Source organism: Frondihabitans cladoniiphilus, from assembly GCF_039544345.1.
GTDB classification, from domain to species: Bacteria; Actinomycetota; Actinomycetes; order Actinomycetales; family Microbacteriaceae; genus Frondihabitans; species Frondihabitans cladoniiphilus.
The window spans coordinates 33,982-60,252 of record NZ_BAABLM010000003.1 but is presented as its reverse complement, the minus strand read 5'-3'; the positions used below and the strand labels follow the sequence as shown (position 1 = coordinate 60,252).

The following is a 26,271-nucleotide window of genomic DNA, read 5'->3' as shown; positions in this document are numbered from 1 at the left end:
AGGCTCGGCTCGATCGCCCGGCCGCCCTGACGCCGTTCGGCAAGGAACCTGGCGAAGGAACTCCTCGACTGAGTACCGCTACCGGCCGAATCCCCTCACTTGCGTGCGCGAGAGCACTCGGGTTCCTCAGTTGTGGTGAGGATCTCCTCGCGAAGCGACACCCGCAAACGACGAAAGACGGCCCGGGGCCGTCTTTCATCGTGTGTGGGCCCCGTGGGGCTCGAACCCACGACCCGCGGATTAAAAGTCCGATGCTCTACCAACTGAGCTAGGGGCCCGCGCGCCGAAGGCGCGGACGTCCAGACTACCAAGCCGCGAGCCCTCGGGCGGACAGCGCGAGCGAGCGCCCTGGACATCGGCAGCGGCCCCCGCCGACACGCGTAGCCTTGCAGGATGGCCCGCGACTTCCACCGCCCTGCGCAGTTCGCCGGACACGAGTTCGAAGCGTTCCAGGGCGGCGACGACCCCGCAGTGATGCACCGCGTCGCCCACGAGTCCGCCAGCGCTCTCCTCGCCCGGGTGCAGAACGATCCACGACCGGAGATCCTCGATCGCCTCGTCGCGTTCACCGACGCCAACGGCATCGACGCGCTCGCCGAGCTGTGGGCGAGCGCCACGCCGCACAGCCTGCCCGGCGCTCTCTGGCGCATCTACCTGATGCGCGCCGTGATCCGCGCGACACCCGACGACATCACGTACCTCTTCGAGCGCGGCACCCGGATCTCGCACACGATCGACGCCGTCGTCGCGGGAGCTCCGGCACCGGCCAGTCCGGAGGAGATCCTCGAGCTGGCCGACCGGATCCTCCGCGGCGTCTTCGACGGCGACTTCGGGCTGGCGCTCGACCGTGGCGCGGCGTTCTGCCGGCTGGCCGCGGCCGGGGCCACGAGCGTCGCCGACGACCTCGACGTGATCGAGGAGTCCCGGGCGCAGGAGTACACCCGCCGCGCCCTCCGCCTCTCCGAGCTGGCCGCCGACCTGTCGGCCTGCGCCGGCCTCTGGCGCGACGGCAGCCTCACCTGAGGCTCCTCCACCTCTGCCGAGTGGTCCGTTCCGGGGCCCGGGTCACAGACCGGAGCCCCGAAACCGACCGTTCGACGCTCGAGAGCCGGGCCGGAGGCGAAACGCCCGAGCGTGCAAGCGTTCGCCCTGTGCGGACCGTGAGCACGAGCATCCCCCGCGCGGCTACACTCGATCAGGTCGGGCCGCAGTAACCCCGGGCTCCAAAATTCGCCGCTCCGAGCGGCCTCGCGCCGAGAGGCGTTCTGCGGCCCGGCGCTCACTCCTCCGTCGATCGTCGAGCATCGCTCCGTCCGGATAAGCATCGCTCCGAGCCCGGAGGTGGGCAGCCCGGAACCCGGCACCTCGGCCACGAGGAAAACTCGCCCAATCCGATGCGCGTCCGGTGCCGAACCAGTGCCAAGAGAACAACCGCAAAATCTCCATCGAAGGCCGAACCGTGTACCCGACCCGGTTCACCGCGGTGGTTCTCTCGCGGAGTCCCGGGCTTGATTGCCATCCCAGACGGTGCCTCCACGAGAGAACCGCCGCGGTAACCGCCGTCCGACCCCGACCGTGCGGATGGAGGTGTTACCTGAGATGCTTAAGCTCGTGACTCGAGATTCAGAAATACCCGGGTACGACGACGGAGTCGCCGATACCCCCGAGCAGTTGCTCCAACGAGTCGCCACCGGTGACCGTGAGGCCTTCGCTGCGCTCTACGACCAGACGGCGCCGCGCGTGCTGGGGCTGATCAAGCGGCTGCTCAAAGACCACTCGCAGTCGGAGGAGGTCACCCAGGAGGTGTTCCTCGAGATCTGGCAGACGGCGACCCGCTTCGACACGAAGAAGGGGGGCGCGGCCAGTTGGATGCTGACCATGGCCCACCGTCGAGCGGTCGACCGGGTCCGGGCGAGTCAGTCCAGCCGCGACCGCGACACCAAGATCGGCATCCGCGACTTCGAGGCTGGCTACGACCAGGTGTCCGAGTCGGTGGAGATCCGCATCGAACACGAGCGTGTTCAGCGAGCTCTGGGCAGGCTGACAGAGCTTCAGCGGCAGGCGGTGACCCTCGCTTATTACGGTGGTTACAGCCACAGCGAGGTCTCGACCATGCTGCACGTGCCGATCGGCACCGTGAAAACCCGACTGCGCGACGGAATGATCCGGCTGCGCGACGAACTAGGAGTGGCGTCATGAGCGACAACGGCGGAACATCCGGCCGTGGCGCCGGCCTGCCCGACATCGACACGATGTCCGGGGCGTACGTCCTCGACGCCTTGAGCGACGAAGAACGAGAAGCATTCGAGACTCGCATGAGCGAGTCCGACGAGATCAGAACGGAGGTAACCGAATTGAACGACACAGTCCTGCTGCTGGCCCACGCGGTGGAGCCCGTCACGCCTTCGGCCGGCCTCCGGTCGAGCCTGATGGACCTCATCGCCAGCACTCCTCAGCTCGCACCGCTCGAAGAAGAGCGAGCGGGGGATGCCCGGCGTGCCGACACGGCTCCCGAGGCACAGGCCCCGGTCGCCGACGACTCGAAGGGCGGCGAGCTCCTCGAGCCCATCCCCCTCGCCCGCCAGCGCTGGTTCATGCGTCCCGCGGTCCTGCTCGTGGGTGCTGCTGCAGCCGTCGGCCTGATCTTCGGCGGCGTCGGTATCGCGAACACGGTCGCCCCGTCGCACTCGCAGAGCCAGCTCGCCGACGGAGTGCCGCAGATCCTCTCGGCCTCCGACGTGCACACGGCCTCGGCGACGCTCTCGAGCGGCGGCAAGGCGACGGTCTACTACTCGAACAAGCTGCAGCGCAGCGCCGTCATCCTCGACGGCGTCACGGCTCTGCCGAGCAGCAAGACCTACCAGCTCTGGTACATCCGCGACGGGAAGGCCGCTTCGGCCGGAACCGTCGACGCCACGTCCAACAGCGTCACGACCGAACTCCAGGGCGACCTGAAGGCGGGCGACACCATCGGGATCACGGTCGAGCCCGCGGGTGGCTCCAAGGCGCCGACCACGACTCCGGTCGCGGCGATCCAGACCACCTAGCGCCCGTCCCGCAGGCCGACGGCCCGTCTCCCCGAGGAGGCGGGCCGTTCTGCGTGCCCGGCCCGTGCATCCCCCGCTCTCGGCGAAGCCCGGCCCGGTGTCGCTTCGCGAGGAGATCCTGACCACACCTGAGGAACATGAGTGCTCTTGCGCAGGCAAGTGAGGGGGTTCGGTCGGCAGCGGCACTCAGCTGAGGACTTCCTTCGCCGAGTTCCTCGCCGAGCGACGTCGGGGCTGCCGGGCGACAGGGCGAAGCCTCCGGGCAACGTGGGATGCGCATCCCCCGCTCTCGGCGAAGCCCGGCCCGGTCGCGCCGAACGAACCGCCGCGGTTCGGCCGTACCGCCGGGTCCGCGGCGCCGGCACCCTGGCCGAACCGCGTCGCATCGCCACCGGCGCCTACGAACGACGAACGAACGGCCCGCCCCCCGAAGGGAGCGGGCCGCCGCAGAGCCTCAGCGCAGGATCAACCGAAGCGCCCCGAGACGTAGTCCTCGGTGGCCTGCACGGACGGGTTCGAGAACATCGTCGCGGTGTCGTTGAACTCGATCAGCTTGCCGGGCTTGCCGGTGCCGGCGATGTTGAAGAACGCGGTCTTGTCGCTGACACGCGAGGCCTGCTGCATGTTGTGGGTCACGATGACGATCGTGTAGTCCTTCTTGAGCTCCTCGATCAGGTCCTCGATCGCGAGCGTCGAGATCGGGTCGAGGGCCGAGCAGGGCTCGTCCATCAGCAGCACGTCGGGGGAGACGGCGATGGCGCGCGCGATGCACAGACGCTGCTGCTGCCCGCCGGAGAGGCCGGAGCCGGGCTTGTCGAGGCGGTCCTTGACCTCGTTCCAGAGGTTGGCGCCCTGCAGCGACCGCTCGACGAGCGACTCGGAGTCGCCCTTCGACATCTTGCGGTTGTTGAGCTTCACGCCGGCGAGCACGTTGTCGCGGATCGACATCGTCGGGAACGGGTTCGCCCGCTGGAAGACCATGCCGACCTGACGGCGCACGAGCACCGGGTCGACGCCGGGTCCGTAGAGGTCGTTGCCGTCGATCAGCACCTCGCCCTCGACGTAGGCGCCGGGAATCACCTCGTGCATGCGGTTGATCGTGCGGAGGAACGTCGACTTGCCGCAGCCGGACGGCCCGATGAAGGCCGTGACGGTGCGCGGCTCGATGGTGATGTTGACGTCTTCGACGGCACGGAACTTGCTGTAGTAGACGTTGAGGTCTTTGACTTCGATGCGCTTGGACACGGGGTTCCTTCGGCTGTGAGGCAGGACTGCGGGCTGGTGAGGAGAGGCTGGGGGGCGAACCGCGTCAGCGGCTGAACTTCGGCGCGAAGATCCGGCCGATCAGACGGGCGAGGAGGTTCAGCAGCATGACGATGATGATCAGGACGAGGGCGCCGGTCCAGGCGCGCTCGACGTACGGGGTCGCGATGGGGCCCTGGTTCGCGTACTGCGTGTAGACGAACACCGGCAGGGTCATCATCCGGTCGCTGAACAGGTTGTAGTTCATGCTCGTCGTGAAGCCGGTGGTGAGCAGGAGCGGGGCGGTCTCGCCGATGACGCGGGAGATCGCGAGCATGACGCCCGTGGTGAGACCCGCGAGCGACGTCGGCAGGATGATCTTCAAGATCGTGAGCCACTTCGGCACGCCGAGAGCGTAGCTGGCCTCGCGCAGCTCGTTCGGGACGATCTTGAGGATCTCCTCGCTCGACCGCACCACGACCGGGATCATGAGCACGCTCAGGGCGACCGAGCCGACCACACCGGCGCGGATGGCAGGGCCCGCGAAGATGGCGAACAGCGAGTAGGCGAAGAGGCCGGCGACGATCGAGGGGATGCCCGTCATCACGTCGACGAAGAAGGTGATGGACCGGGCGAGCCGACCCCGGCCGTACTCGACCAGGTAGATCGAGGTGAGGATGCCGATCGGCACGCTGATCAGGGTGGCGAACGCGGTGACCTCGAGGGTGCCGACGATCGCGTGCAGCGCGCCGCCGCCGACGCTGATGATATTGCGCATCGACTCGTTGAAGTACGCCACGTCGAAGCGGGCCACGCCGCGCGAGATGACCGTGTAGATCAGCGAGATGAGCGGTAGCAGCGTGACGATGAAGGCCGTGGTGACGAGCGAGGTCACGAGGCGGTCCTTCGCCTTGCGCCCGCCCTCGACGACCCGCGAGATGACGACGATCAGCACGTCGAACAGCACCGTGCCGAAGAAGAACGCCCCGACGACGTTGAAGTCGGCGGTGGTGCCGGACGCCTTGAGGAGGAGGAAGACGGCAATGAAGACGATCCAGCTGCCGACGAGGATCCACCAGCTGATGCCCTTGGGCAGCTTGCCGGCGGTCAGCGTGTTCGAGCCGGTCGAGGTGTTCTGACGGATGGCGACCGACATCAGTTGGCTCCTGAGAAGTCTTTACGACGGTTGACGACGTAGCGGGCGAGCATGTTGATCAGCAGGGTGATGACGAAGAGGATCAGGCCGGAGGCGATGAGCGTGTTGAGCCCGACGCCCTGGGCCTCGTTGAACTGCAGGGCGATGTTCGCCGCGATGGTGTTGGGGTTCTGCGAGGTCAGCAGGAAGACGTTGATGACGGTCGCCGGCGACAGCACGATGGCGATGGCGAGCGTCTCGCCGAGCGCGCGGCCGAGGCCCAGCATGATCGCCGAGACGATGCCCGAGCGGGCGAAGGGCAGGACGGCCATCCGGATCATCTCCCAGCGCGTGGCGCCGAGGGCCAGAGCGGCCTCCTCGTGCAGCACGGGCGCCTGCAGGAAGATCTCGCGCATGACCGCGGTCATGATCGGCAGGACCATCACGGCCAGCACGATGGCGGCGGTGAGGATCGTCTTGCCGGTGCCGGAGACGGGCCCGGCGAAGAGGGGGATCCACCCGAGCTTGTCGACCAGCGTGTTGTAGAAGGGCTGGATGAACGGGGCCAGGACCAGGACTCCCCAGAGGCCGAAGACGACGCTGGGCACGGCGGCGAGCAGGTCGATGATGTAGCCGAGCAGCTGGCTGATGCGGCGCGGCGCGTAGTGCGAGATGAACAGCGCGATGCCGAGGGCGAGCGGGGTGGCGATGATCAGCGCCAGGAACGCCGCCCAGACCGTGCCGAAGACGAGGGGGCCGACGTAGGTCCAGAAGTTCGTCGACGAGTCGGGCAGGGTGCCCTTCGCGGCGAAGAACGCCGGGAGACTCTGCGCGACGAGGAACGCGGCGACGAGGACGAGGACCAGGAGGATGAGCGAGCCCGACAGGACGGTCGCCGTCGAGAAGACGCGATCTCCGAGTCGGATCTTCGCCTTGGGTCGTCCGGTGGAGACGGGGCGTTCCGCGGTAGCGGTCATGTGGTTGTTCATCCTGCTCTGGCCCTGGGGCCGCACGACGGTCGGGTGATGGTGCCGGTGGTACGAGTGCTGGTGTGTGAGTGCCGGTGGTACGAGTGCTGCGCTTTCGAGTGCTGCGGTGGAGCAGAGACGGTCCGGGTCGCGGAGAATCCCGCGACCCGGACCGGTCCGGCTGGTGTTACTTGATGGTGGCGACGGCCTTCGCGACGTCGGCCGCGAGGGTCGAGGTCAGCGGAGCCGACTTGGCCTGCTCGGCGGCGGCCTGCTGGCCCGCGTCGCTGGCGGCGTAGCCGGCGAAGGCCTTGACCTCGGTGCCCACGGCGCTGTCCTTGTAGGTGTCGCAGGTGATCAGGTAGCTGACCAGGACCATCGGCCAGTCGCCCTTGGCGGACGCCGTGCGGTCGATGTTGATGGCGAGGTCGTTCGCGGCGCGACCGGTCTCGAGCGGCGACTTGGCGACGACGGCGGCAGCACCCTTGGCGCTGATCGTGGTCGCGGTGCCACCCACGACGAGCTTGGCGATCGGCAGGGTGCCGGCGCCGGACTCGTCGATGTAGGTGATGCTGTTGGTGGCGTTCTTCACGGCGTCCGCGACACCCGAGGTGCCCTTGGCGGCGTCACCGACGCTGTAGGGGAACGTCTGCGAAGCCGGGGCGGTCCACGTGCTGGTGGCCTGGCTCGCGAGGTACTGCGTGAAGTTGAACGTGGTGCCCGAGTCGTCCGAGCGGTGCACGACGGTGATCGCGGCCGAGGGCAGCTTGGCGTCGGGGTTCAGCTTCTTGATCGCGGCGTCGTCCCAGGTCTTGATGTCGCCCTTGAAGATGCCGGCGATGGTCGACGCGTCGAGCGTGAGGCTCGTGACGCCGGACACGTTGAACGCGATGCCGATGGGGGAGATGTAGACGGGGAGGTCGATGCCCTTGCCGCCGGCCGCGCACGACTGGAAGGTTGAGGCGAGCTCGGTGGTGGAGAGGGCGGCGTCGGAGCCGGCGAAGTTCGCGGCACCCGAGATGAAGCTGGTGCGGCCGGCGCCGGAGCCCTGCGGGTCGTAGTTGACCGTCGCGTCGGGGTTCGCCTGCTGGAAGCCGGCGGCCCAGGTGGTCTCGGCGACGCCCTGGGCGGACGAGCCGATGCCGTTGATGGTGCCCGAGACCGGTGCCGAGGAGGCGGAGGAGCCGGCCGACGAGCTGCTGCTGCTCGCGGGGGTCGACGACTCGTTCGAGGCGCAGGCGGAGAGGGCGATGACGCCCACCATGGCGATGGCAGCCAGGCTGCCGACTCGCTTGATGTTCACTGAGTTCCCTTCGGGGAGGTTCATGTTCGTAGTGCAGGACCGGGCCGGTGCTGACCCGCGAGCGAGGCTACGTCGATGCGTTAACGAGGGTCGACCCCAGCGGTGAACGGAAGGTGAACGCGCGGAGAACAAGCGCCGGGCATCACGTGGGATGCCCGGGGGAGGAGTAGAGGAGACGCGGCTGTCTACAGCCCCGGCCCGTGGGTCTCGACGGCCACGAGTGCGCCGTCGGAGACCGCGATGTGCAGCACGGTGTAGTCGGCCGTGCCGAGCGAGGAGTAGCGGCGCAGGTCGAGGCGGTGGCCCCCCTTGGACTGCGCGGAGATCTGCCGGATGATCTCGGGCAGGACGGGGCCGTGGCTGCAGAGCACGGCGTCGACCTTCTTCTTCAGGCGCTTCTTCACCACGCCCGCCACGTCGTCGGTGCCGTTCTCGTAGGCGTCCTGGCTGAGTGCGTCGGTCTGCTTCACGCCGACCCGACTCGCCGTCGAGAGGGGTTCGACGGTGGCGAGACACCGGGCGGCGGTGCTGCTCACGATGCGGGTCGGCCCCCAGGCGGCGATACCGGGCGCGATCGCCTTGGCCTGTTTCCGGCCCGTGGGATGCAGGGGCCGGGTCGCATCCGAACCGACCCATTCTCCGGGCGGCACGGCCTTGGCATGCCGCAGTGCGACGAGTGCGAAGGTGCGCACCGCGTCGGTCGCCACCCGGTCGGAGAACCGATCGAGCACCTCGGCGTCGCGCTCGTAGGTGAGCTGGTCGCGGGCCTTGGCGAGGGGGACCCACTCGATCTTCTGCACTTCGGAGTTGGCCTTGAAGTCGCCCGCCGCGGCGACGGCCTCGTCGGTGACCTCGGCGGACCAGTAGTGGACCACTTTGTCGCGCCCGCCGGGTAGCAGGTACTCGGCGGTGCCGAGTGGGGCGCCGAGAGTGACCTGGTAGCCGGTCTCCTCGTGGATCTCGCGAACGGCCGTCTGTGGAGTCGCCTCGCCCGGATCGACCTTGCCCTTGGGCAGGGAGACGTCGTGGTGGAACTCGCGATGGATCAGCAGGATCCGGATCTTGCCGTCGACGAGGCGCCAGCAGACGGCGCCCGCAGCGACGACCGTGGTGGACGGGGTGCTCGAGGTACGGGGGATGCTCACCGAGTGGTGCGCCTTCTCTTGCTGATCTGCCTCATGAGTCCATCTTGCATGTCGTTGAGCGGTTCGCCGTCTTCTCGACGGGAGACGCGGACCCAGGACTCGTCGGGTTCGAGGTGCCAGGACGAGGTCTCGGGCGACATGGCGAGGTCGAAGAGCGCCTCGATCTCGGCGAGGTGGTCGGGCTGCACGAGTCGGACGAGCACCTCGACGCGTCGGTCGAGGTTGCGGTGCATCATGTCGGCGCTGCCGATGTAGACCTGCGGGTCGCCGTCGTTGTGGAACGAGAACAGACGCGAGTGCTCGAGGTAGCGCCCGAGGATCGAGCGGACGCGGATGTTCTCGCTGAGCCCGGGCTGGCCGGCCTTGAGCGAGCAGATGCCGCGCACCCAGATGTCGATCGGCACCCCGGCGTTCGACGCGTGGTAGAGGGCGTCGATGATCTCTTCGTCGACCATCGAGTTGATCTTGATCCGGATGCCGGAGGGCTTGCCCGCCTTGGCGTTCTCCGCTTCGATCGCGATGCGCTTCACCAGACCCTTGCGAAGGTGCAGGGGGGCGACGAGGAGGCGCTTGAACTTCTTCTCGATGGCGTAGCCGGAGAGTTCGTTGAACAGGCGGGTGACGTCTTTGCCGACCTGGTCGTCGGCGGTGAACAGGCCGAGGTCTTCGTAGATGCGGCTGGTCTTCGGGTTGTAGTTGCCGGTGCCGATGTGCGTGTAGTGCCGCAGTCGCCCGCCCTTCTCCTGGCGGATGACGAGGGCCAGCTTGCAGTGGGTCTTGAGCCCGACCAGGCCGTACACGACGTGGACGCCGGCCTTCTCGAGCTTGCGCGCCCAGGTGATGTTGTTCTGCTCGTCGAAGCGGGCCTTGATCTCGACCAGAGCGAGGACCTGCTTGCCCGCCTCGGCCGCGTCGATGAGCGCCTCGATGATGGGGCTGTCGCCCGAGGTGCGGTAGAGCGTCTGCTTGATGGCCAGCACGTTGGGGTCGGCCGCGGCCTGCTCGAGGAACGCCTGCACGCTGGTCGCGAAGGACTCGTACGGGTGGTGGACGAGCACGTCGCTCCGCGAGATGCTCGCGAAGATGTCGGGCTTCATGTTGGGCTCGCTCGGAAGCAGCTGGACGGCCGTGGTCGGCAGGTGCTTGGCGTAGTGAAGCTCGGGGTTGGAGATCTTCGCGATCTCGAACAGGCCGGCGAGGTCGAGCGGGGCGGGAAGCCGGTAGACCTCCTCGTCGGTGATCTCGAGCTCGCGCACCAACAGGTCGAGCGTGACCTGATCCATGTCCTCGGTGATCTCGAGACGGATGGGCGGCCCGAACCGACGACGGAGGAGTTCTTTCTCGAGGGCCTGGATCAGGTTCTCGGACTCGTCCTCGTCGATCTCGACGTCTTCGTTGCGGGTCACTCGGAAGACGTGGTGCTCGATGACCTCCATGCCCGGGAAGAGGTCTTGCAGGTGGTTGGCGATCAGGTCTTCGAGCGGGATGAAGCGCAGGCGGCCGCTCTTGTCGTCGGGGAGCTGGACGAAGCGGGGGAGGACCTGCGGCACCTTGAGGCGCGCGAACTCCTGCTTGCTGGACTTGGGGTTGCGGACCCGGACCGCGAGGTTGAGCGACAGGCCGGAGATGTACGGGAACGGGTGGGCCGGGTCGACCGCCAACGGCATCAGAACCGGGAAGATCTGCGTCGAGAACACGTCGTGCATGGTGGCCCGGTCGGCTTCGCCCAGATCGGACCACATCTCGACGTGAATGCCGGCGGCGTCGAGGTCGGGCTTGACGATCTCGCTGAACGCGCGGGCATGCCGAACCTGCAGCTCGTATGCCTTCGCGTTGATCGCGGCCAGGACGTCGACGGGGGCGCGACCGATGTTGGTCGGGACGGCGAGGCCGGTGGCGATGCGCCGCTTGAGCCCGGCGACCCGCACCATGAAGAACTCGTCGAGGTTGCTGGCGAAAATGGCCAGGAAGTTGGCGCGCTCGAGGAGCGGCGTGGAGGGGTCTTCGGCGAGTTCGAGGACGCGCTGGTTGAAGGCGAGCCAGCTGATCTCGCGGTCGAGATAGCGATCGGGCGGCAGAGTGCCGTCGTCGTCGAACGTGACGATGTCGTCGAAATCGTCCATCAGGTCGTTCGAGACGGCTGCGCCGTCGACATATGCTTCGCTTTCCATGGCGTAATCCTGCCACCCTCCGGGGGCGGTACGGCCCGTCCAGCGTGAACTGTTGATGACCGATGCCGCGCGGCTCCCTGTGGAGAAGCCGCGCGTCGGTCGGCCGCTACTTCTCTTCCTGCTTCAGCGCGAGTCCGATCGCGAAGAAGGTGGGGGCCCAGTGGCCGATGAAGATGCCCCAGCGGTCGGACTGCGCCTTGTCGTCGCTCTTCTTGCCGCGCGACACGAGCCACGCGAAGAGGGCGATGACGATGGAGGCGAAGCCGCCGATGTAGGCGTGGTTGCTCTTGAAGCCAAGGTCGCTGACGAACTTGATGGGATTCATGATGTGCTCCTGCTCAGGGATGGACGGGACTTCAATCCACTCCTCGGCGCTGGGAGCAGCATGCGGGCCGCGGACGACCCCGGGAGTAGGCCTCCTCACGCCGTGCGTGTACCCCGTGCTGTACCCCGCAGCATCGGCGCAGGCTTCCACCAGGTCGCGGTCCGCCACACCCACTCGAGCGGCCCGTACTGGAAGCGGACGAGCCACAGTCGGCTGGCGACGGCTTGAAGGGCGATGATCCCGACGGCCACGAACACGACGGGGAGCACATCGGTCATCGAGCCGTAGTCGACGACGAACGTCGTGGCCCACACGAGGACGTATCCGGCCGCGAAGTTCGTCAGGGCGAGCCGGCCCATCGCCTCGAAGGCGAGAGCCAGAAGGCGGCGGGCGCGGGTGTGCCACAGCAGCACGAAGCCGGAGGCGTACGCAGTCGCCATGATCACGCCGGGGATGGCGCCGACGTACGTGTAGCGAGGGTCGCCCGGCTGGGTCGTCTGCAGGATCAGGGCCGGGACGGACAGGACCGCGGCTGCCACGAAGACGATGACGACGCGCCGATCCGGCTGTTCGAGCAGGCGGGGAAGACCGTAGCTGGCCGCCGCGAAGCCGAGGAGGATGAGTCCGAGAGGCGCGAGGCCCCCTTGCCCGGCGGCGTAGACGCCCACCGTCAGGACGAGCCCGACGATCAGGACCACCCGCTTCGGGGCCTTCATCACGAGGATGAGCACGATCAGGCCGGCAAGCGCGTATTCGACGAGGATCCCGTTGCCGAACGTGAAAGTGAGGGCCAGCCCGATGACCGCGAGCGTCACGAGCCGCCTCACGAGGGGGATCCAGGGGCGGGGATGCCTGGCGCGCGCGGAACTCAGGACGAAGAAGAGGCTCGTGCCGAACAGCGTCGCGAACATCACGAAGAAGCGGGTCTGGACGGTGAAGAAGAGGACGGTCGACGTGGTGTCGCCTCCCAGGACGGCGCCGGTGTCGGACCCCGCCTGGACGAGGTCGCGGGCGTTGACCAGCAGGATGCCGAAGAGCGCGAAGCCGCGGAGGGCATCGATGAGGGAGTAGCGGACGGAGGCGGTGGGCGTGGACATCCCACCAGTATATGTATTTCAGCCGAGCGAGCGGCTGATCAGGTACTGCACGTCGACGGCATGGTCGGTGAACCCGCGAGCCGCGTAGAGACGGAGGGCCGCAGCGTTGTCGCCCTCGACGTAGAGGGCAGCTGTCGTCAGACCGCGGGCCGCGAGGCGTGCCAGCCCGGCGTCGACCACCACGCCGCCGAGGTGCTCGCCCTGGTGCTCGGGTGCGACGCCCACCGCGTAGAACTCGCCGGGCTCGCCCTCGACGACCTTGAGCCAGCAGAAGGCCAGCAGCGCGGCCCCGGGCTCGTCGCTTTTCCAGAGCAGCAGGAAGTCGTCCGCGTCGAACCAGTCGTCGGCCTTGCGGGCGTCGAGGTCGCGCTGCCCGAGGGAGCCCTGCTCGGCGTGGTCGGCGAAGGCGCGGGCGTTGAGGTCGAGCCAGGCCGAGTCGTCGGCGCCGGGGCGGAAGGAGCGCAGGACGGCGCCCTCCGGGAGGGCGGGGGCGGGTGCATCCCGCGCGATCGCTGCCCGCTGCTGCAGCAGCCGACGGACGGGCGCGAAGCCGAACTCGGCGGCCAGCCGCGCGGCACCGGGGTGGTCGCCGTGGGCCCAGACCGCGAGATCGCCCGTGGTCGAGTCGACGACGGAACGCAGGATGCGCGTGCCGAGGCCCCGCCGCCGCATCTCGGGTCGCACCACCAGCTCGGCTTCGCCCGGCCGCACGATCGCGAGGGCGTCCATGTCGCCCACCACCCGTGCCTCGCCGGAGCGCGCCTCGACGAGGGCCTGGTCGGAGAACGGGGGAGTGCCGTCGACCCTCAGGGCCTCGGCTGCGAGGGCCGCGAGGCCGGCGGTCGTCGCGGGTTCGGTCGCAGGGAGCTCGGCCGGTGTCGACGGGTCAGGACGAGAGGGCTGCGACATCGCGCTGGTCGTCGTCGTAGACGTTGAAGCGGTAGCCGACGTTGCGCACGGTGCCGATCAGCGACTCGAGGTCGCCGAGCTTGGCTCGGAGGCGTCGGACGTGGACGTCGACCGTGCGGGTACCGCCGAAGTAGTCGTAGCCCCAGACCTCGCTGAGCAGCTGCTCGCGGGTGAAGACGCGGGACGGGTGCGTCGCGAAGAAGCGGAGGAGCTCGAACTCTTTGAAGGTGAGGTCGAGGGGGCGGCCGTGCACCTTGGCCGAATAGCTCGCCTCGTCGATGACGACGCCGGAGGCCTGGATCTTCGTGCCGGTCTGCGTCTGTGCGAGGCGACCCGTGACCAGACGGATTCGCGCGTCGACCTCGGCCGGGCCGGCCGACTCGAGGATGACGTCGTCGACGCCCCACTCGGAGTTGACGGCGGTGAGGCCGCCCTCGGTGAGGACCAGGACGATGGGCACGGTCACGCCCGTGGTGCGCAGGATCTTGCAGAGCGCCTTGGCGCTGGCGAGGTCGCCTCGGGCGTCGACGAAGATGAGGTCGCTCGACGGCGCGTTGACCAGATGTGCAGGCTCAGCGGGGATCTGACGCGTACGGTGGCTGAGAAGAGCCAGGGCCGGAAGCACGTCGGAGGTGCCCGCGGAGGTCAGGACCAAGAGCTGCGCCACACGACCTCCAGTAGATGTACTGCCCGCCAGTCTAAATCAGTCGGCGAGAACTCCTCGACCACCCTAGTGCGTGGGCCCATTCGTCCGTCGTTCGCGCCGGCATCCACCCGGGTGGGGGATGATGAACGAGTGGAAGCCACTTCTCGACGCAGCCGACTCCGGATCCTGACCATCGTTCCGGTCTGGATCGTGAGCGTCATCGGCGCGATCGTGGTCGGCCTGACCGTGACGGGCGACCGCTACCTGGTCTGGTTGCCCCTGGTGCTCGGGGCGAGCATCCTCGTCACCTTTATCCTCCAGCTCGCGACCCGCGAGAAGGACGGCCTCGTCGACCGCACAACGATGAGCCTCAGCGGCAGCCTGGTGATCCTGGGCGTCGCCACCGCGATCTTCGCCGTCGGCGCCCTCTGATTCTTCGCCGTCGACGGTGCGCGCGGGTACATTGGAGGAATGAACTCGCTTCTTCCTCTCGAGATGTTCTACATCGGGCTGCTCGTCCTGGCCTCCCTCTCCATCGTCTTCGTCGCGGTCACCGTGCTCGTCAAGCTCTTCAAAGGCCAGCGCTAGTCCTTCATGATCGAGATCCCCACCGACCTGCCGGCCGAGATCGTCCCGCTGTCGTGGCTCCTCGGCGTGTGGGAGGGCACCGGAGTGGTCGACTACAAGACCGGTGACGACGACGAGACCCGCCGCACCCACGAGTTCGGCCAACGCATCAGCTTCAGCCACGACGGCCTGCCCTTCTTGAACTACAGCTCGTACACCTGGCTGCTCGACGAGAAGCACACCCCGCTCGCGAGCGAGACCGGTTACTGGCGACTCGACCGTCCGGCCGAGGTCGGCGACCGTGGCCCCGGCATGCTGCCGGGCGAGGGCGTCCAGCCGTTCACCACCGCGCGCGCGGTCGAGATCCTCCGCACCCCCGACGACGGCTTCAACATCGAGGTCTCGCTGGTCCACCCGAGCGGCGTCAACGAGCTGTACCTGGGTCGAGTCAAGGGTCCGCGCATCGACCTCTCGACCGACGCGGTCCTCCGCTCGAGCAACGCGAAGGAGTACAGCGCAGCGACGCGCATGTACGGCCTCGTCGAGAACCACCTCCTCTGGGCCTGGGACATCGCCGCCCTGGGCAACGAGCTGCGCACGCACGCGTCGGGGCGGCTCGCTCATGTCGACTGACTCCCGCTCCGCGTTCGCCGCACGGCCCGGCTTCGTGGCCGACCCGACGGGCGTCGCCGCGCACTACGGCAACCCGCTGAGCGAGCAGCGCGGCCTCGAGGCCGGTCGCTCGATCGTCGAGCTGGGCGACCGCGGCGTCGTCACCGTCACGGGCCCCGACCGGCTGAGCTGGCTCAACTCCCTGACCAGTCAGAGCCTCGACCACCTGGCGCCCGGCGTCAGCACCGAGACGCTCCTGCTCGACCCGTCCGGCCGCCTCGAACAGGCCGCCCGGGTGCTCGACGACGGCGAGACGACCTGGCTCCTCGTCGACGCCGCCGAGGCGCCGGTCCTCTCGGCCTGGCTCGACCGGATGCGCTTCATGCTCCGCGTCGAGGTCGCCGACCGCAGTGCCGACTTCGCCACGGTCGGCTCCTTCGCTCCGAACGGCGCCGCAGAGCCGCCCGTGCCGGCCGTGCCGCCCGTGCCGGCCGCGCAGGCGGGCGACGTGCCGCTCGTCTGGATCGACCCGTGGTCGACCATCGCCGAGGGGGGCGTCGGGTACGCCGACGACTCCGTGCATCCCGCCCACGACTGGACCTATCGCGAGGCGCTCGTCGCGCCCGCGGATCTCGAGGCGCTCGCCGCGTCCGAGGTGCCGGTGGCCGGCGTGCTCGCCCTCGAGGCGCTGCGGATCGCCGCCTGGCGTCCGCGCCTGGCCACCGAGGCCGACGAACGGACCATTCCGCACGAGCTCGACTGGCTGCGGTCGGCCGTGCATCTCTCGAAGGGCTGCTACCGGGGCCAGGAGACGGTGGCGAAGGTGCACAACCTCGGTCACCCGCCGCGTCGGCTGGTCATGCTGCACCTCGACGGGTCCGACAACGTGATGCCCGCCCACGGCGACGTCGTTCTCGACGGCGCGGGGCCCGATGCCCGCGAGGTCGGGGCGATCACCTCGGTCGGCACGCACCACGAGCTCGGCCCGATCGCGCTGGCCGTCGTCAAGCGGTCGACCGATCCCACGATCGACCTCGTCGTCCGGGTGGGCGAGTCCCTGATCGCGGCCGGCCAAGAAGTGGTGGTTCCGCCGGGCGCCGGTGCCGCGGCCGGCGTGCCCCGCCTGCCCCGGCTGGGTGCCGTGCGCCGCTGACCGTGGTGCACCGAGCATCCCTCGCGCGTCTCGATCTGCCCGAACGCCTCCGCCGTGCCTGGAGCACGCTGCCCGCCGTCGTGCAGATCGTCGTGGCGGCCACAATCGCCTATGCGATCTGCCACTTCGTGCTCGGGCACGCGAATCCGCTGTTCGGCGTGACGATCACGATCTCGTCGCTCGGCCTCACGCGCGACGCCCGGCCGCGGCGGGTCGCGGTGAACGCTGCGGGAGTCCTCGTCGGCATCGTGCTGACCGAGCTGCTGCTGCTCGTCGTCGGCAAGGGCGTCTGGCAGGTCGGCGTCGTGATCCTCGTGACTCTCGTCGTGGCGCGGTTCCTGACGCGCGAGGCGGCGTTCGCCATTGCAGCGGCCACGCAGGGCGTCATCGTGATGCTGCTCCCCGACCCGGCGGGCGGACCGTTCGTGCGGAGTCTCGACGGCCTCGTCGGCGGAGCCGTCGCCCTGGTCATCACCGCCCTCGTCCCGCGCGATCCCCTCGGCCTCGCCCGGGCGGACGCGCGACGCCTGTTCGCCGAGCTGGAGGCGACGTTCGAGCTTCTCGTGCTGGCGCTCCGGCACGACGACGTCAAGCGGGCCGACGCCGCACTCGGACGTCTGCGCGGAACCCAACCGCTGCTCGACGACTGGGCGGCGACGCTCGACTCGGCCGTGTCGATCTCGCGCGTGTCGCCGTTCCTCCGCGGGCGCCTACCGTCCTTGCAGCAGCAGGCGCGCATCCACCGCTACCTCGACCTGGCGGTGCGCAACCTGCGGGTCGTGACCCGGCGGATCGACACCACCATCGGCGACGGGCGGCGCCGACCCGAGGTCGCCGACCTGCTGGGCTCGACAGGGCGCGCGGTCGGCGCACTGGCCGAGTCGATCGACGACGTCGAGAAGAGACCCCTGGCGCGGGATGCCCTGTCCGCCGTCGCCCGGAGGCTCGACCCCGCCGTGGTGATGCCCGGGGCCGTCGTCGGCGAGACGATCCTCGTGCTCATGCTCCGGCCCCTCGTGATCGACCTGCTGATGGCGACGGGCCTCGAGCACGCCGAGGCCCGGGATCGGCTGCCGTCCGTCTGACCGTCGCGCGTCGCCTGGCGTCGCGTCGTGTCGCGTAGCGGCGCGTTTCGCGAGCGATTCGTGATTCCGCGCCCGTCGTCCCAGGCCTGGCGGCGTCGCGCGCAGCGGATCGCTCGCGATTTCCGTCGCAGCTACAGCGGAGCGACCGCCGCCCAGGGCACGGTGATCTCGCCCAGCCGCCATCGTGTCCGCCCGCCCCGCACCGGCCAGCCGCCCGCGCGCATCGCCTCGACCGTCGCCACCCAGCGCTGCACCGCCGAGTAGACGCCGAGGCCGGCGTTATAGCGCCAGTGCCGGTCGAGGTCGACGAGGAAGTCGTGGATCCGCTCGCCCTCCACGTTGCGGTGGATCAGCGCCTTCGGCAGCCGCTCGGCCACGATCGACGGCGACTCCAGCGACGCGAGGTGGAGGCAGGCGGTGAAGGACTGCGGCCCATCGGCGGTGACGTCGATCCAGCTCGCCACGCGCCCGATCTCGTTGCAGGTGCCCTCGACCAGCAGGCCGTCCGGGGCGAGGCGAGCCACCATCAGCGCCCAGGCGTCGGCGACCTGGGCCTCGTCGTACTGCCGCAGCACGTTGAACGCCCGGATCACCGCCGGACGTCTCCCCGCCCGCTCGTCGGCCGGCGACAGCGGCACCTCGAACCCGCCGAGCCGGAAGCTCACCCCGGGCCTGGCCGACTCGTTCGCCAGCCGCACCCGGGAGGGCTCGATCTCGATGCCCACCAGCTCGACGTCCGGCCGCACCTTCGCGAGCCGGTGGTACAGCTCGAGCGTCGTCGTGGCACTGGCCCCGTAGCCGAGATCCACGACCAGGGGGTCCGCTGCGCGGCGGAAGGCGGGATGCGCGGCGATCCACCGGTCGACACGGCGCAGCCTGTTCGTCCCCGTCGTCCCGCGGGTCACGGCTCCGATGGGCATGGCGACAAGTCAAGCACGAGCGGGGGATGCACGGGGCCGGCCACCCGAGGACTCCGGCCCCGAGGATGCCCGGCCGATCCCCCCGGTAATAGGATCGGAGCATGACTTCGACCCTCGTCCTCCTCCGTCACGGCAACAGCGAATGGAACCAGAAGAACCTCTTCACCGGGTGGGTCGACGTCCGCCTGAGCGAGCAGGGGGTCGCCGAGGCCAAGCGCGCCGGCGAGCTGCTGGCGTCGTCGGGTCTGAAGCCCGAGATCCTCTACACGTCGCTGCTGACGCGCGCGATCCAGACGGCGAACCTCGCTCTCGAAGAGGCGGACCGTCTGTGGATCCCGGTCAAGCGCTCCTGGCGTCTCAACGAGCGCCACTACGGTGCGCTCCAGGGCAAGGACAAGGCGCAGACGCTCGAGCAGTACGGCCCCGAGCAGTTCCAGACCTGGCGTCGCTCGTTCGACGTCCCGCCGCCCGTGCTCGACGACGACAGCGAGTGGTCGCAGGCGCACGACGAGCGGTACGCCGACCTCGGTGCCGACGCCCCGCGCACCGAGTCGCTCAAGCTGGTCATCGAGCGGATGCTGCCCTACTGGGAGAGCGACATCGCCGTCGACCTCGCGGCCGGCAAGACGGTGCTCGTCACCGCGCACGGCAACTCGCTTCGCGCCCTGATCAAGCACCTCGACGGCATCAGCGACGACGACATCGCCGAGCTCAACGTGCCCACGGGCATCCCCCTGGTCTACGAGCTCGACGACGACTTCAAGCCGACCAAGCCGGGCGTCTACCTCGACCCGGAGGCCGCGGCGGCCGGTGCCGCGGCGGTCGCGGCGCAGGGCAAGAAGTAGCCCCCGCCCGCACCCGCAGAAACGGCAGAGGCCCTCTCGAATGCGAGAGGGCCTCTGCCGTTTCTGCGGGGCTCGAGCGATGCGGCGACGGCGCTCAGGAGAAGAGCGCGCCGATCTCGACGACCAGGGCGTCCATGTCGACGTCGTCGTCGAAGTCGACCGCGACGAACGGCGTCAAGCCGAGCGGCTCGCCCTCGCCGCAGAAGACCTCGACCAGCCGCGGCGAGCCCGACAGCAGCAGGCCGGCCTTCACCGCGGTCGCCCGCTCGGCCGCGTAGCTCGCCTCGATGACGACTCCGGCCTCGACGAGGCCGGCCGTACGCCAGACCGTGTCGCCGGCGAGCGAGGCCAGACGTGCCGGGTCGGCCATCGGGCCGGTCTGGGCAGCAAGGGCCTCTTCGATCGGCTTCGGGCTGAGCACCGGACAGCCCAGCACCAGCGCGAGCGTCTTCGCGAGTTCGGCCTTGCGGGGATCGGGGGAACCGTTGACGAGAATCGCGACCTGAGCCATCCGGCCATTGTCCCAGGCTCGCGGACTTCGGCGCGTTCAAGCGGTGAGGGCCCGGATCGTCAGAGCGATTCGACGCGTCCTGCGGGAAGGCGCATGGCCCGGTGGACGGACTCGAGGTGCAGACGCATGGCCAGCTCGGCGGCATCCCCGTCTTGATCGGCTACGGAACGGACGATGGCGGCGTGACCCGCGATGCAGTCCGCGCGGGACTCGACGGTCATGTGCGCCAGGAGTCGCGTCTCTCGCGTGCGCTCCGACGCGAGACCGCTGATGCCGAGCATGAAGTTGTTCCGGGTCACCCGGGCCAGCGTGTAGTGGAAGTCCACGTCGAGATCGAGTGACGCCTCCGGTGCGAGGTGCTCGTTCGAGCGGTCGAGGATCGATTGCAGTTGCAGGATGTCGGCTGCGGTGGCGCGGAGGGCCGCCAGGCGCGCGACACCGGGCTCGATGAGGTCTTCTACCTCGATGACGTGTTGGATCCGGTCCTCGAGGGGGTGGAGGCGCTCCTGCACGGCGAGCGATTCCATGTTCAGCGGCAGCACTCGGGACGACTTGCCGTGGTGCCTCTCGATGAGGTGCTTGCCCTCCAACTCCTGGAGGGCGTCTCGGAGCGAGGTGCGCGAGACCCCGAGTGACGCCGCCATCTCCCGTTCGGCCGGCAACACCGATCCGGGGGGATAGATGTCGTTCAGGATCTGCTGCTCGAGGTGCGCAGCGAGCTCGGAACCGAGTGGGCGCGATCGCCGTCGGAACTCTGCGAGCTCGTCGCCACTCATCGCGGGCTGATCCTTTCCTCGGTTGTCGACCACTCTAGGGTGCACCGCGCGACGCCTGGCGACAAGAGCCAACTGGTTTGTTTCCGGCATGTTAGGGACGCGTGAAAACCTTGCTAATTCGGGGATCCAGGGCGCGAAATCTGATTACAGTCTCCACACGTCTACTGGTCCAACCAGTTGGGCCGAGTACTTAGTCCACCCCCGAGAGGAACGACATGGTGGCCCTTGCCCTTCCCCGCACGGCACCTTCGAACGCCGGCCGAGCGGTCCGTATCGCCCGCGCACTGCGCGGTCCGCTGCTTCGCCTCCTCGGTGCGGTCGGCGTCATCGTCGCCATCGTGTCGATCACCTTCCTCGTGTCGCGGGTGTTCACCGCCGACCCGATCAACCTCTTCGTCGGCGACTCGGCGACGGAGGCGACTCGCCAACAGGCCCGCACGCAGCTCGGCCTCGACGCCCCGCTGATCGTGCAGTACGGGCGCTTCCTCGCCGGTCTCGCCACGGGCAACTTCGGAACCTCGTACCTGTCGGGCGAGCAGGTCGGACCCGAGTTGCTCGGACGTCTCCCCGCCACGGTGGAGCTCGGCCTCTACGCCGTGATCGTCGGCCTCGTCTTCGGAATCATCGTCGGCGTCGCAGCGGCGGTCTTCCGCGGCACGCCCCTCGACGCGGTCCTCCGGTTCTTCACGACGGGAACGCTCGCGCTCCCGCAGTTCTGGATCGGCTTGATGCTGCTCTGGATCTTCTTCGTCAACCTCCACCTGCTGCCCGGCCCGACCGGTCGCCTGCCGATCGGAATGAACGCCCCGGGCACCATCACGGGCCTCTACGTCCCCGACGCTCTCCTGCACGGTGACCTCGCCACAGCGACCGCCGCGGTCAGGCAGCTGATCCTTCCCGTCATCACGCTCTCGGTCGGGAGCTTCGGCCCGGTGGCGCGCCAGGTGCGCTCCGCCATGGTCGAGTCGCTCGACTCCGAATACGTCCGAACCGCTCGCGCCATGGGTATCTCCCGCCCCAGGATCTGGTTCGGCTACGCCCTCAAGCCCGGTCTCCTCTCCGTGCTCACGATCGGCGCCGGCCTCGTCGGATGGACACTCGCCGGCTCGGTTCTCGTTGAGGGCATCTTCGGCTGGCCGGGCATCGGGCAGCTCGCCATCACCGCGATCCAGTCCTCGGACTACCCCGTCATCCAGGGCTTCGTCCTCTACGTCGCAACCCTGTACGTCGTCATCTGGGCTCTGCTCGAACTCGTCTACGTCCGTGTCGACCCCAGGAGGAGCGCATGACCGCCCCCACCATCGGTTTCCCTCGTCTGATTCGACCGACGCGGAGCCGACTCGGCGCCGCCGGCAGATCGTGGGCGCTCTGGACCGGAGTCGCGATCCTGGCACTCCTCATCGTGACGAGCATCGTCTCGACGTTCTGGACGCCCTACTCGCCCACCGCGTCCGGCACCGGCGCCCTTCAGGCCGCGCCGAGTCTCGCCCACCCGTTCGGAACCGATGGACTCGGCAGCGACGTCCTCTCCCGCACCATGGCCGCGGCGAGAACCGATGTGAGCATCACCGTCGTCGTCGTTCTGATGGCGCTCGTCGTCGGAACCGTCTGGGGGAGCCTCGCGGGCTTCTTCGGTGGTGCCTTCGACTACGTCACGATGCGAATCCTCGAGCTCCTCAACTCGTTCCCCTCTCTTCTGCTCGCCGTCCTCGTGATCGCGGTCGCGGGATCCGGCATCGCGAACGTCATCTTCGTGGTCGCCGTGCTGCCCCTGCCCGACTACGTACGCCTCGCTCGCGCCGAGATCCGCTCCAAGAAGGAGTACCAGTTCGCCGAAGCCGCACGGCTCGTCGGACGGGGACCCTTCGGCGTGCTCTTCGCCCACCTCGTCCCGAACAGCCTTCGTCCCCTGCTGACCTACGCCTCGGTCAACGCGTCCTATGTCGCCTCGACGGTCGGAGCCCTCGGCTTTCTCGGGCTCGGAATCCAGCCGGGCTCGGCCGAGTGGGGTTCCATGATCGCCCAGGGTCAGGACGCCATCCTTTCCGGGCAATGGTGGATCTCCGGGTTCCCCGGCCTCGCGATCTTCCTGCTCGCCGCGGCCTTCCACCTCATCTCGGACGCCATCGCCGATCTGCGCGACCAAGGAAGTGCAGCATGACCACCTCGGACGACATCACCGCGCAGCCCCCGGTCCTCGACGTGCAGGACTTCGGCGGAGGCTTCGAGAACCAGCCCGGCCACGTCGATCCCGTTCTGCACGGCGTGACGTTCTCGGTTCCGAAGGGGTCGTCGACGGCGATCGTCGGAGAGTCGGGATCCGGAAAGTCCCTCACGGCCCTTTCGATCATGGGTCTCGCCCCGGGGAGGTTCCGCCGGACGTCGGGTTCGATCCACTACTCGGGCCGGAACCTCACCGCCATGACCGAACAGGAGCTCCGAACGGTCCGTGGCCGAGAGGTCAGCATCGTGTTCCAGGACGCGCGCAGCTCGCTGAACCCCGTGTTCACCGTCGGGACCCAGATAGCAGACGTCTGCCGGACGAACCGCGGTGTCACGCGTCGGGAGGCCAAGCGGCAGACACTCGAGATGCTGGATCTGGTACGCGTTCCGGAGGCCCGACGGCGCATGGACCAGTATCCGCACGAGTTCTCCGGTGGAATGGCCCAGCGAGCCATGCTCGCGATGGCCCTGATCAGCCAGCCCAAGCTCCTGATCCTGGACGAGCCGACCACCGGCCTCGACGTGACGATCCAAGCGGACGTGCTCGACCTCATCGTCGACATCAAGGCCGAGACCGGTATGACGACCTGCCTCATCACGCACGACCTCGGGGTCGTCGCAGAGACCTGCGATCGCGTCGTCGTCATGCGCGGCGGCGAGGTGAAGGAGATCGGCTCATGCGAGCAGATCATCGACGCTCCCGCCGACCCCTACACACAGCAACTCGTGGCCGACAGCAGGATGGTGGAGAACCGATGAGCCCCCAGGCAGTCGCAGCGCAGGAATCGCCGATGCGGGCACCCATCGCCCTCGAAGTCTCGGAGCTCCGGAAGGAGTACCGCGTTCGGGGCGCAGGGCGTCACGTCTCCCTGACAGCGGTCGACGACGTCAGCTTCTCGATCCGTCCGGGCGAGACACTCGCTCTCGTCGGAGAATCAGGATCCGGCAAATCCACCATCGCACGCTGCATCACCCGACTCGTCGAGCCCACTGCGGGAAGCATCGAGGTCGACGGGAAGGCGATCACGGGGCTCTCGGCTCGGCGGCTGCCTGCCGCATACGCCGATCTGCAGATGGTGTTCCAGGACCCGACGTCCTCGCTGGACCCTCGGATGACGGTCGCCGCCACTCTCGACGAACCGCTCCGACTCCACACCCGCCTCACCAAGGACGAGCGGCGGGCTCGGGTCGCCCAGCTCCTCGCCGACGTCGAGCTGAACGACTCGTTCCTCGAACGGCGACCCCGGCAACTGAGCGGCGGCCAGCGACAACGCCTCTCCATCGCCCGGGCCCTCGCGGCGGAACCGAAGGTCATCCTCCTCGACGAGCCGACCGCGTCTCTCGACGTGTCGGTCCGCGGTCAGATCATCCGCCTGCTGAAGCGTCTGCAGCGCGAACACGGCTTGGCCTACCTCTTCATCAGCCACGACCTCGGCGTCGTCCGCCAGATGTCCGACCGCGTGATGGTGATGTACCTCGGAGGGATCGTGGAGCAGGGCCCCACCGAAGAGGTCTTCGAGAACCCGATCCACCCCTATACCAAGGCTCTGCTGTCGGCCGCGCCCGTCGTCGAGTACGGGCGTCGACACGAGCGACTCCGGCTCGCAGGCGAGATCCCCAGTCCGATGCGCATCCCCGCCGGATGCCGCCTCGTCGGCCGCTGCCCGATCGCCGAGGAGGCGTGTGCCCTTGCGAGGCCCGACCTCGCACTCGTCTCGGACACCCACGCGGTCGCCTGCCCGGTCTCCGCACCCGATACCGCGCCCGTGCTCGTCGTTCCCAAGACCTGACCCTCTTTCCGTCCCTCCCCGCACCGCCCATTCGAGTCCCCCCTCCCCGAAAGGAACACCCGTGTCCGCACCCCGACCGCGTAAGCGACTCCTGGCAGCCGCCAGCGTCGTCGCCGCCGCCGCTCTCGCCCTCACCGGCTGCAGCACCTCGTCGACCGCTTCGAGTTCCACGTCCTCCGCGTCGACGAGCACCGGTATCACCACCGCGTGGCCCGCCGACCTCACCTCGCTCTACCCGATGAACCTGTCGAACAGCGAGGACGCCGAGGTCGCCAACAACGTCTATGAAGGACTCGTCGCCTACACGTTCGACAAGGCGGCCGACGGCTCCAACGTCTGGCAGGGCTCCAAGGTCTCGCCGGCCCTCGCCAAGACCTGGGACATCGGCGCCAACTCGATCACGTTCCACCTGGATCCGACCCGCAAGTTCTATCCCTCGGGCAATACCGTCACTGCGGACGACGTGAAGTGGAGCCTCGACGGTGCCCTGCACAGCCTGAATGCGCAAGACCTGACGTCGAACGGACTCCAGAGCGCCGACGACATCCACGTCGTCGACAAGGACACGGTGACGGTGGACTTCACCGACCCCAGCGGCGCACCGATCGCGGCCGGAACGACTCAGCTCGCCATGTTCGTCAACACGAACGAACGCATCATCGACTCGGTCGAGGCGAAGAAGCACGCCACGTCGGCGGATCCGTATGCCGCGAAGTGGCTGCGCAGCAACGTCGTCGGAACCGGGCCGTACTACGTCGCCAGCTGGAACAAGGGCCAGGAGGTCGTGCTGAAAGCGACTCCCGGGTACCCGAAGCAGCCGGCCTACAAGACCGTCACCGCCCGCATCGTCAACGATGCCAACGTCGCCTCGCTCGTCAAGAGCGGCTCGATCAACTTCGCCGAGTTCGACATGTCCGAGACCGACATCACGTCGCTCAAGACCGCCGGCTTCACCGTGGCCTCGCAGGCGACCCCGACCCTCACGTATCTGACCATGGCCGCCGACACGGGGGCCTTCGCCGACGAGAAGGTCCGTCAGGCCGTCGCCGACGCCGTTCCCTACGAGAAGATCGTCAGCACCGTCTACGCCGGTCGGGCAGAGCGTGCCCTCAGCATCGTCAACAAGAACTCCTCCAGCTACACCCCGGCATGGAACGAATACGACACCGACCTCACGAAGGCGAAGGAGTTGATGAAGGAGGCGGGCAATCCGTCGATCTCCGTGCCGCTCCACTACGACACCGCCGACTCCTCCCAGGAGAACATCGCTCTGCTCATCCAGGAGAACCTGAAGCAGATCGGCATCACCGTGAAACTGACGCCCCAGACGGACAACCAGCAGTGGGACATCATCAACGGCCGTTCGAGGAAGCCCACCGACCCCGGCGCCGCCGACATGGTGCTGTTCAACTGGGGCCCCTGGACCGACGACCCCAAGATCCCCGTCGGCTACGCCACGACCAAGGGCGGTGTGAACAACTACGCCCTCTGGAACGACCCCACCGTCGACTCGATCGACTCCACGTGGCAGCTCCAGGCCGACTCGCCCGAGCGTGAAGCCGCGTACAAGAAGGCCCAGCAGATCATCGCGGACGCCGCACCCGTCATCCCGATCACCTACGCCGACCGCCAGTCGGTCATGGCCAAGGGCATGACCGGTGCCACGTTCGAGCAGTTCGCCGGCACTCGCTACTACCTGATCACACCGAGCGCGTGATCATCCGCGGCGGGCGGGCTGCGGTCCGCACCTGCCCGCCGCCTTCCCTTCTCCCCTGAAGGCCCCCGAATCACCGAGAGAGAG

Annotated in this window: 26 protein-coding genes and 1 tRNA gene; 13 read left to right on the top strand and 14 right to left on the bottom strand. The window is 68.5% G+C overall.

Features of this window, described 5'->3' with window-relative positions; all coding sequences use genetic code 11:
- Nucleotides 1–205: 205 nt before the first annotated feature.
- A tRNA-Lys gene (locus ABEA39_RS08445) sits at nucleotides 206–278 on the bottom strand.
- A 115-nt stretch (nucleotides 279–393) separates the two neighbouring features.
- Here ABEA39_RS08445 and ABEA39_RS08440 point away from each other — a divergent pair.
- The 3 genes from ABEA39_RS08440 (at nucleotide 394) to ABEA39_RS08430 (ending at nucleotide 3,047) form a co-directional block, all read left to right on the top strand.
- The gene (locus ABEA39_RS08440; protein WP_345375402.1) at nucleotides 394–1,023 is read left to right on the top strand and encodes a DNA-directed RNA polymerase subunit beta; all 630 of its coding nucleotides are present in this window, start codon (nucleotides 394–396) and stop codon (nucleotides 1,021–1,023) included.
- A gap of 576 nt (nucleotides 1,024–1,599) precedes the next feature.
- On the top strand, nucleotides 1,600–2,199 hold the full coding sequence (locus ABEA39_RS08435; RefSeq protein ID WP_345375401.1) for a sigma-70 family RNA polymerase sigma factor: 600 nt from the start codon (nucleotides 1,600–1,602) through the stop codon (nucleotides 2,197–2,199).
- The gene (locus tag ABEA39_RS08430) at nucleotides 2,196–3,047 is read left to right on the top strand and encodes an anti-sigma factor (protein WP_345375400.1); all 852 of its coding nucleotides are present in this window, start codon (nucleotides 2,196–2,198) and stop codon (nucleotides 3,045–3,047) included. The genes ABEA39_RS08435 and ABEA39_RS08430 overlap by 4 nt, the downstream gene beginning before the upstream one ends.
- A gap of 465 nt (nucleotides 3,048–3,512) precedes the next feature.
- On the opposite strand, the gene pstB is transcribed toward ABEA39_RS08430, so the two are convergent.
- From pstB to ABEA39_RS08380, 10 genes are all read right to left on the bottom strand, one after another.
- Nucleotides 3,513–4,292 carry a phosphate ABC transporter ATP-binding protein PstB gene (pstB, locus tag ABEA39_RS08425; RefSeq protein ID WP_345375399.1) on the bottom strand — a complete coding sequence of 260 codons (780 nt, stop codon included), beginning with the start codon at nucleotides 4,290–4,292 and terminating at the stop codon, nucleotides 3,513–3,515.
- Between the two features lie 64 nt (nucleotides 4,293–4,356).
- Nucleotides 4,357–5,445 carry a phosphate ABC transporter permease PstA gene (gene pstA / locus ABEA39_RS08420; RefSeq protein WP_345375398.1) on the bottom strand — a complete coding sequence of 363 codons (1,089 nt, stop codon included), beginning with the start codon at nucleotides 5,443–5,445 and terminating at the stop codon, nucleotides 4,357–4,359.
- Nucleotides 5,445–6,401, bottom strand: coding sequence for a phosphate ABC transporter permease subunit PstC (gene pstC / locus ABEA39_RS08415; RefSeq protein WP_345375397.1), 957 nt, complete (start codon nucleotides 6,399–6,401; stop codon nucleotides 5,445–5,447). The genes pstA and pstC overlap by 1 nt, the downstream gene beginning before the upstream one ends.
- Nucleotides 6,402–6,579: 178 nt before the next feature.
- Nucleotides 6,580–7,695, bottom strand: coding sequence for a phosphate ABC transporter substrate-binding protein PstS (gene pstS / locus ABEA39_RS08410; RefSeq protein WP_345375396.1), 1,116 nt, complete (start codon nucleotides 7,693–7,695; stop codon nucleotides 6,580–6,582).
- Between the two features lie 185 nt (nucleotides 7,696–7,880).
- Entirely contained in the window at nucleotides 7,881–8,840 is a 960-nt protein-coding gene (locus tag ABEA39_RS08405) for an NUDIX hydrolase (RefSeq protein ID WP_345375395.1), read from the bottom strand.
- Complete coding sequence (locus ABEA39_RS08400) at nucleotides 8,837–11,011, bottom strand: RNA degradosome polyphosphate kinase (RefSeq protein ID WP_345375394.1); 2,175 nt, start codon at nucleotides 11,009–11,011, stop codon at nucleotides 8,837–8,839. The genes ABEA39_RS08405 and ABEA39_RS08400 overlap by 4 nt, the downstream gene beginning before the upstream one ends.
- A 106-nt stretch (nucleotides 11,012–11,117) precedes the next feature.
- A complete protein-coding gene (locus tag ABEA39_RS08395; protein WP_345375393.1) occupies nucleotides 11,118–11,336 on the bottom strand; it encodes a hypothetical protein in 219 nt (72 codons plus the stop codon).
- Between the two features lie 95 nt (nucleotides 11,337–11,431).
- Nucleotides 11,432–12,433, bottom strand: a complete 1,002-nt coding sequence (locus ABEA39_RS08390) for a DUF418 domain-containing protein (protein ID WP_345375392.1) — start codon at nucleotides 12,431–12,433, stop codon at nucleotides 11,432–11,434.
- Nucleotides 12,434–12,451: 18 nt separating this feature from the next.
- Nucleotides 12,452–13,342, bottom strand: a complete 891-nt coding sequence (gene mshD, locus ABEA39_RS08385) for a mycothiol synthase (protein WP_345375391.1) — start codon at nucleotides 13,340–13,342, stop codon at nucleotides 12,452–12,454.
- Nucleotides 13,320–14,009 (bottom strand): response regulator transcription factor, encoded by a 690-nt coding sequence (locus tag ABEA39_RS08380; RefSeq protein WP_345375390.1) that lies wholly within the window; start codon nucleotides 14,007–14,009, stop codon nucleotides 13,320–13,322. The genes mshD and ABEA39_RS08380 overlap by 23 nt, the downstream gene beginning before the upstream one ends.
- 129 nt (nucleotides 14,010–14,138) lie before the next feature.
- Between ABEA39_RS08380 and ABEA39_RS08375 the strand changes: the two genes are divergently transcribed.
- From ABEA39_RS08375 to ABEA39_RS08360, 4 genes are all read left to right on the top strand, one after another.
- Nucleotides 14,139–14,420 (top strand): hypothetical protein, encoded by a 282-nt coding sequence (locus ABEA39_RS08375; protein ID WP_345375389.1) that lies wholly within the window; start codon nucleotides 14,139–14,141, stop codon nucleotides 14,418–14,420.
- Between the two features lie 162 nt (nucleotides 14,421–14,582).
- Entirely contained in the window at nucleotides 14,583–15,188 is a 606-nt protein-coding gene (locus ABEA39_RS08370; RefSeq protein ID WP_345375388.1) for a heme-binding beta-barrel domain-containing protein, read from the top strand.
- Nucleotides 15,178–16,320, top strand: a complete 1,143-nt coding sequence (gene ygfZ / locus ABEA39_RS08365) for a CAF17-like 4Fe-4S cluster assembly/insertion protein YgfZ (protein ID WP_345375387.1) — start codon at nucleotides 15,178–15,180, stop codon at nucleotides 16,318–16,320. The genes ABEA39_RS08370 and ygfZ overlap by 11 nt, the downstream gene beginning before the upstream one ends.
- A gap of 5 nt (nucleotides 16,321–16,325) precedes the next feature.
- Nucleotides 16,326–17,405, top strand: coding sequence for an FUSC family protein (locus ABEA39_RS08360; RefSeq protein ID WP_345375386.1), 1,080 nt, complete (start codon nucleotides 16,326–16,328; stop codon nucleotides 17,403–17,405).
- 131 nt (nucleotides 17,406–17,536) lie between these two features.
- Here the strand turns inward: ABEA39_RS08360 and ABEA39_RS08355 are convergent, their stop codons facing one another.
- A complete protein-coding gene (locus ABEA39_RS08355) occupies nucleotides 17,537–18,325 on the bottom strand; it encodes a class I SAM-dependent methyltransferase (protein WP_345375385.1) in 789 nt (262 codons plus the stop codon).
- Nucleotides 18,326–18,426: 101 nt separating this feature from the next.
- Here ABEA39_RS08355 and ABEA39_RS08350 point away from each other — a divergent pair, with 101 nt between their 5' ends.
- The gene (locus ABEA39_RS08350; RefSeq protein ID WP_345375383.1) at nucleotides 18,427–19,170 is read left to right on the top strand and encodes a phosphoglyceromutase; all 744 of its coding nucleotides are present in this window, start codon (nucleotides 18,427–18,429) and stop codon (nucleotides 19,168–19,170) included.
- A gap of 94 nt (nucleotides 19,171–19,264) precedes the next feature.
- Here the strand turns inward: ABEA39_RS08350 and ABEA39_RS08345 are convergent, their stop codons facing one another.
- Both ABEA39_RS08345 and ABEA39_RS08340 read right to left on the bottom strand, forming a co-directional pair.
- Nucleotides 19,265–19,681 carry a hypothetical protein gene (locus ABEA39_RS08345; protein WP_345375382.1) on the bottom strand — a complete coding sequence of 139 codons (417 nt, stop codon included), beginning with the start codon at nucleotides 19,679–19,681 and terminating at the stop codon, nucleotides 19,265–19,267.
- Nucleotides 19,682–19,740: 59 nt separating this feature from the next.
- Nucleotides 19,741–20,457, bottom strand: coding sequence for a FadR/GntR family transcriptional regulator (locus tag ABEA39_RS08340; protein ID WP_345375381.1), 717 nt, complete (start codon nucleotides 20,455–20,457; stop codon nucleotides 19,741–19,743).
- A gap of 215 nt (nucleotides 20,458–20,672) precedes the next feature.
- Between ABEA39_RS08340 and ABEA39_RS08335 the strand changes: the two genes are divergently transcribed.
- The 5 genes from ABEA39_RS08335 (at nucleotide 20,673) to ABEA39_RS08315 (ending at nucleotide 26,187) form a co-directional block, all read left to right on the top strand.
- Nucleotides 20,673–21,746 carry an ABC transporter permease gene (locus ABEA39_RS08335; protein WP_345375380.1) on the top strand — a complete coding sequence of 358 codons (1,074 nt, stop codon included), beginning with the start codon at nucleotides 20,673–20,675 and terminating at the stop codon, nucleotides 21,744–21,746.
- Nucleotides 21,743–22,618, top strand: a complete 876-nt coding sequence (locus tag ABEA39_RS08330; protein ID WP_345375379.1) for an ABC transporter permease — start codon at nucleotides 21,743–21,745, stop codon at nucleotides 22,616–22,618. Before ABEA39_RS08335 ends, ABEA39_RS08330 begins: the two co-directional genes overlap by 4 nt.
- On the top strand, nucleotides 22,615–23,439 hold the full coding sequence (locus ABEA39_RS08325) for an ABC transporter ATP-binding protein (protein WP_345375378.1): 825 nt from the start codon (nucleotides 22,615–22,617) through the stop codon (nucleotides 23,437–23,439). The genes ABEA39_RS08330 and ABEA39_RS08325 overlap by 4 nt, the downstream gene beginning before the upstream one ends.
- Nucleotides 23,440–23,471: 32 nt before the next feature.
- Nucleotides 23,472–24,470, top strand: coding sequence for an ABC transporter ATP-binding protein (locus tag ABEA39_RS08320; protein ID WP_345375377.1), 999 nt, complete (start codon nucleotides 23,472–23,474; stop codon nucleotides 24,468–24,470).
- 61 nt (nucleotides 24,471–24,531) lie between these two features.
- Nucleotides 24,532–26,187 carry an ABC transporter substrate-binding protein gene (locus tag ABEA39_RS08315; protein ID WP_345375376.1) on the top strand — a complete coding sequence of 552 codons (1,656 nt, stop codon included), beginning with the start codon at nucleotides 24,532–24,534 and terminating at the stop codon, nucleotides 26,185–26,187.
- The last annotated feature ends 84 nt before the right edge of the window (nucleotides 26,188–26,271 follow it).